This window comes from Mesorhizobium sp. P2_F8, assembly GCF_056403655.1.
The window spans coordinates 1-5,469 of record NZ_JBFUFB010000059.1; the positions used below are offsets into that span (position 1 = coordinate 1).

The window sequence follows — 5,469 nt, forward strand, 5'->3', positions numbered from 1 at the left end:
CACCTAGCCTCGGTTCAAGGATATTGCGCGCCATCTCAATGTGGGATCAGGCAGCTGCCTTTGGGGCTCGTTAGGGCCGGATCGTTATCATGCCATTTCACAACCGACTGTGTAAGATTGATATCCTCTAAGGAATACGGAATCACAGCACCTGAGGTGAATTTTTGGCCATCGACAATCAACAACGCTCCACGATTTATGAACTCTCGAAAAAAGCTGGTCTTTCCGTCTCGACGATCAGTGCTGTATTGAGTGGGACTTGGTCGAGGCGGGGCATCTCAGCCCGGACGGCGGAGGCTGTGAAAGCGCTGGCAAAAGCGCACAATTACATGCCGAACAAGCAGGCCCAGGGCCTTCGCAAGTCCGTCTCGCAAATGACGGGACTGATGATCCCCTCGCACAACAGCCGGTTTTTCGCAGCGGTTGCACAGAGCTTCGAACTGAACGTTCGCCGTCGGGGAAAATGTCCTATCGTGGTTAGCGCCGGTCGTGATCCGGCCACCGAACGTGAAACCGCTAAGACATTGATTTCGTACTCTATTGAGGGTTTAGTTATCTGCGGTGCAGCCGACCCTGATGGAGTCCATGAGATTTGCAGTTCTGCTGGGCAGCGCCATGTCAACATAGACCTTCCCGGGTCGAAAGTATCGTCTGTCATCAGCGATAATTTCAAGGGCGGCTTGACCCTGACGAGCGCAATTATTGAGACTGGAAACAAGGACGGCCTGCGCGCTAATGATATTCATTTTTTCGGGGGCTGCAGTGAGGTCTCAACGCTCGATCGTATTCGCGGATTCAAGGTCGCTGTCGACAACTTTGCCGGTCCACCGACCGACGAAGTCATTCATTTTACTGGCTATGACCCTGCGAAAACATGCCAAGCCTTCGAGACGTATTATCAGAACCATGGCCGTGTCCCGCGTCGTATTTTCCTGAACAGTACTCTCAACTACGAAGGATTTCTTCGCTTTTCGTCTCTCCGTCCGGATCTTGACCTGTCCGATATCGAAATTGGTTGCTGCGACTACGATCCTTTTGCGTCATTTTGTATTTTTCGGACATGGATGATAAAGCAAGACGTGGTCGCAATGATGGAGAAGGCCTTTGATATCCTGTATAAGGATCCAGGGGACCCAACCATCTACTACATAACGCCGATACTGGTTCCTCCCAGATCTTTCCTTYCGACGCCGGAGTTGACGATGATCAATGTCGAAACGGACGCGATATAGGCCGCGAGCTACCGGTTCTCTGGCGCACGAATGAGATCACGATGGTGGTCAGGGTACGTCGCCATTTTGACGTTTTGTAGGGCAAGTCCCTGTCCCCGTGCTGCGCGCTAGCTTGCGGCCCGTTCTTCAAATCCTGCCTCTCGCGCTTTCTCTGATCGCCGACCTCGATCGCGTTAAAAAGAACTTGCCATCACAATCGATTGTGGCACATACTTGGGCTCTCTAAGGGCGAGGAGATCGCGTTAACTGCCATTGGAGGGATTAGATAATTTCTCAGCGCTAGAGGAGGGGGCCGTCTGCCTGGCAGCGACCTTGACGCGCTCAAAAAACCGATTAACTTCGGACACAATCGTTTGTGCTTTTTGACACCGACTGATGCCTTGCATCGTCCGGTCGAGATCTTATTGACTGAACAAGTAGAGGGAATTTACATGCCAAAACTGTACAAGGTCGCAGATATTAAGAGGGAATTCACGCCACGTGGATCATCCACTCATGTGTTTGTAGACGACAAAGATAACGCCAGCATGGCAGCTGGCGTTGTATACTTCAAAGACTCCAATATCGATTTTAAACTCTGGTACGATGAAGTCATGTTCTGCCTATCCGTGGAAGATAGCTTTTCTATCGTGGTCGACGGAGAAGAGAATTTTATGAAGCCCGGTGACATGATGTGGTTGCCGGCGGGAACCTCTCTGATTTGGCGGTCGAAGGGCACGTCGGCGGCGATATTTGTGGTTACGCCTCCCGACTGGGCCGCTAGACGGCCTACGACCTAGATTTGAAGCCTCAACAGGTTGTCCTCGTTTAGGGCCGCGGCGACTGATAGGTGGGTTGGACTTGAGGCTGCCGTGCGGACGGTGCCAATTATCTCTGTGCAGCCGTACCGGCAACTCAACGGCGCGGCGGGCTGAGGTCGGATAGGCGGCGGCTTAACCCATTCGCGCAGCGCCGCCTAGGTGAAGCACCCGGCCTTGAGCGCCCCCTGATCTTTGGAACGAGGGCGTTTCCGTTTTTCTACCAACCACTTGGAGCTGATGAGATATTGGAAATTACCGGAAAGACCGCCCTCATATTTATGCTCACCGATCCCGTCGAACACGTCCGCGGCACGATCATTGTCAACAAGAGCTTCGAGGCTTTAGGGGTCGACGCGGTGTTCGCGCCGCTCCACGTCCAGCCCGCTGATCTCGCCTCTAGTCTAGAGGCGTTGCGTAGGATGCTTAATGTGGTCGGGCTGGGTATCACGGCCCCCCACAAGATTGCGGTGATCCCTCATCTCGAACACATGACGGAAGTCGCAAGACGGGTTGGTGCGGTGAACGCAATCCGCTTCAACGCCGATCGAACGTTGACCGGAACCAACACGGACGGGGCGGGCTTCATCGCGGGTCTTGCTGCCAACAATATCTCGGTAGCGGGACGTCGTGCCCTGATCGTTGGGGCGGGGGGGGTAGCTCGCGCTATCGCCTTTGCCTTAGCGGACGAAGGATTGGTAGAGCTCGTCCTGGCGAACCGAAATACAGAGCGTGCAGTTGCTCTTGCCGCAGAAATAGCGGCCGTCGTCCCGTCCTGCCGAATTGTGGTTCGCGATGCGAATGCGCAGGACATAGCTGCCGGAATGGACTTGGTGGTGAACGCCACCAGTCTTGGGATGAAGGAAGGCGATCCCATGCCCTTCAGCATCGCCGCCATGGAGCCAGCCGCCATTGTTGCCGAAGTAGTCGTCAATCCGGTGATGACGCCGCTGCTTCAGGCAGCTGCTGAACGCGGCCACGCGATTGTCTCCGGCGCGGAGATGCTCAAACCACAGCCGCGTCTGGAAGCGGAGTTCTTAGGGCTTCTGCCTAATCGAAGGGGATAGGCACACAACGATGCGACAATTACCTGAGATACGAGAAAGGCCAGAAATCCGGCCTCGGGGAGGGTGCCACAAGTTATGAACCTGCGGCAACATATACGCGTTGCGTACCTGCCCAGTCGTGACTCCATGTCGGCCTGACGTGAGCGAAGCGTGGGCATTCGCGGTGGTGCTGGAGAAGGTCCCCGAGGTCCGATGCGCGTCAAGGACGGTCAATGGCGGAGAAGGCGCATGAGCATTCCGATCGCACGAACCGTCGCCGAGTTGAGCATGGCCGTGGCCGGATGGCGTCAGAATGGCCTGAAGGTCGCTGTCGTGCCGACTATGGATGCCTTGCATGAAGGCCATCTGAGCTTGGTGCGTGCCGCGCTCGCCAATCGAAACGTGCGACGAGGCGAAAGCTGGGAACAGATGACAAAGCGTTCAGCGGCAGCGTAGGATCATTCATTAACCGGGTAGGTTGGTCTCCGCAAATCGAGCGGTTTGCCGTAAACAAAATCCGCCAACCCATGAGTTTTTCAGATTAGCAGGGTATCGTTTTTGAAAAACACCCGGGCCACTATCGCCGATATCGCCGCTAAGGCTGGCGTCAGCCCGTCAACAGTAGATCGAGTGCTGAACTCACGGCTTCCGGTCAAGGGGAAAACCGCTGAGCGGGTGTTATCGGCGGCCCGTGAACTGCGTTATCACGGCACAAACCTGATGATGCAGAGGATTGATGAAAGTCGCGGGTCGGTGTCTGTCGGGCTTGCCCTCCAGCACAAAACCAATCCATTTTTCCGACAATTGGCTGAGGAGATCAACGCCTATGCCAAGCATGCCCGACCCGAATGCCGCAGCATTTTGATCGAAGACTTTAGCGACCTGACCCCAAAGGGCATGGGGCGTGCGCTGCACCAGCTGGCTGCAAAGGTCGATGTTGTCGGCGTCATGGCTTTCGACCATCCTGCGGTGAATGAGGCCGTCTCTCTGCTCGCCGACATTGCAAAACCCGTCGTCGCCATCGTGTCCAACCTTTCAGCGCCTCGCCTTGCCGGCTATGTCGGGATCGATCACCAGAAAGCGGGACGTACCGCAGGATGGTCCTTATCGAAGCTCCTCAATCGCTCTGGCAAGATCGGCATGCTGATCGAAAGCTATCAGTACCGTGCCTACCAGGAGCGAGAGATAGGTCTTCGCAATTACATTCTCGAGCACGAACCGGGTATGGAGCTATGCGAGGGCGTCTACGGAATCGCTACCAACTCTGTCGTCGAGCGAATGTTCGAGGAATTACTCGCCCGTCATCCCGATTTAAGGGGGCTCTATTTTATCGGAGCCGGTGTGGCGGCGGTTTTGCGGACGCTCGAAACTTTACCTCCCGAACGTCGTCTCCACGTCGTCTGTCACGAACTGACGCCGGTGACCCGTGCGGCGCTGGCTTCCGGAACGGTCGGAATTGTTCTCGATTCGCCGCGCAAGGACCTCGCGCGCGAGATCGTTGACCAATTGGTTCGCCGCGGCTTGAATCCAGCCTCGGATCCCCGCTCCACCCATGTCGAATTTCGCCTGTATTGCCCCGAAAACCTGTAGGCTCCTGCGCCCGCAAAAAGACGTCACGATCGCTCAAACGAGCACGACGGGACAGCGCTGACCGACCATACGATATTTCATAAACGTTGACGTTGACCAATGCGCTCGCATGCCAAAAGGCCGACAGGCGCTGGACCACCACACGAGGCATGATCTCGGTCGAAAAGGCGCATCGGGCCGAAAACCAGCCATTCATTCATGCTTTGCGGTTGGGAGCCGCGTTCTCAGCGCGTTTTGCGTGAATTTTCCTGTTGCGCAACGTGGTCAAAAGCGATGCATTTAAATGCTCCCCACCCAGTCCCAGATCAAGGCGGTTGCCATGTTTGATATATCACCCTACCGTAGTTGCAAAACGCAAATGTGAGGGACGATGGTCAGCATTCGAAGTGAGTTTCTGCATGCCAATTTCACATCGTGGCGTGCGGAGTTGGTGGGGTTTGGCGATCATTCAGGCCGCGAATTTCTCTGGGATGGAAACGCAGACATCTGGAAGGGGACATCACCGATCCTGTTTCCCATCGTGGGTAGGGTTCCCAACGACAGCGTGATGATCGGCGGCCGGCTATATGGCTTACGTCAGCACGGATTTGCACCATCCAGTGAATTTGCCCTCATGGCCGCCGAGGAAGGTAGCTGCATCTTCCGGCTGGAGGCAAGCGCCGCCACGCGGGAGCTCTATCCTTTCAACTTTTGCCTGGATGTAGCCTACGGCTTGAACAGGAACACCCTAACCATGACGGCGAAGGTGACCAACCGCAGTGCGGACGTCATGCCTTACTCGTTCGGGTTCCATCCGGGGTTTCG

5 protein-coding genes and 2 pseudogenes are annotated in these 5,469 nt (G+C 55.6%); 6 read left to right on the forward strand and 1 reads right to left on the reverse strand.

Annotation, left to right across the window (positions count from 1 at the left end; all coding sequences use genetic code 11):
• Positions 1-164 precede the first annotated feature (164 nt).
• Positions 165-1,232: a LacI family DNA-binding transcriptional regulator gene (locus tag AC1DZP_RS35550; protein WP_477308943.1), complete on the forward strand. Its 1,068-nt coding sequence runs from the start codon at positions 165-167 to the stop codon at positions 1,230-1,232.
• A gap of 431 nt (positions 1,233-1,663) precedes the next feature.
• On the forward strand, positions 1,664-2,011 hold the full coding sequence (locus AC1DZP_RS35555) for a hypothetical protein (RefSeq protein WP_477308945.1): 348 nt from the start codon (positions 1,664-1,666) through the stop codon (positions 2,009-2,011).
• On the opposite strand, the pseudogene AC1DZP_RS35560 reads toward AC1DZP_RS35555, so the two are convergent.
• Positions 2,008-2,184: pseudogene (locus AC1DZP_RS35560) on the reverse strand (IS481 family transposase); the annotation flags it as partial. The gene AC1DZP_RS35555 and the pseudogene AC1DZP_RS35560 sit on opposite strands and share 4 nt — an antisense overlap.
• A gap of 93 nt (positions 2,185-2,277) precedes the next feature.
• Here AC1DZP_RS35560 and AC1DZP_RS35565 point away from each other — a divergent pair.
• The 4 genes and pseudogenes from AC1DZP_RS35565 to AC1DZP_RS35580 all read left to right on the forward strand — a co-directional run.
• Positions 2,278-3,096, forward strand: a complete 819-nt coding sequence (locus tag AC1DZP_RS35565) for a shikimate dehydrogenase family protein (RefSeq protein WP_477308947.1) — start codon at positions 2,278-2,280, stop codon at positions 3,094-3,096.
• Between the two features lie 228 nt (positions 3,097-3,324).
• A pseudogene (locus AC1DZP_RS35570) lies at positions 3,325-3,465 on the forward strand (pantoate--beta-alanine ligase); the annotation flags it as partial.
• A 168-nt stretch (positions 3,466-3,633) separates the two neighbouring features.
• Entirely contained in the window at positions 3,634-4,665 is a 1,032-nt protein-coding gene (locus AC1DZP_RS35575; protein WP_436260315.1) for a LacI family DNA-binding transcriptional regulator, read from the forward strand.
• A gap of 370 nt (positions 4,666-5,035) precedes the next feature.
• A partial coding sequence (locus AC1DZP_RS35580) for an aldose epimerase family protein (RefSeq protein ID WP_477308949.1) occupies positions 5,036-5,469 on the forward strand: 434 nt, incomplete at its 3' end.

Excerpts from the sequence above, each read along its gene's own strand:
- AC1DZP_RS35555 (WP_477308945.1), top strand. The coding sequence starts at position 1,664 with ATGCCAAAACTGTACAAGGTCGCAGATATTAAGAGGGAATTCACGCCA.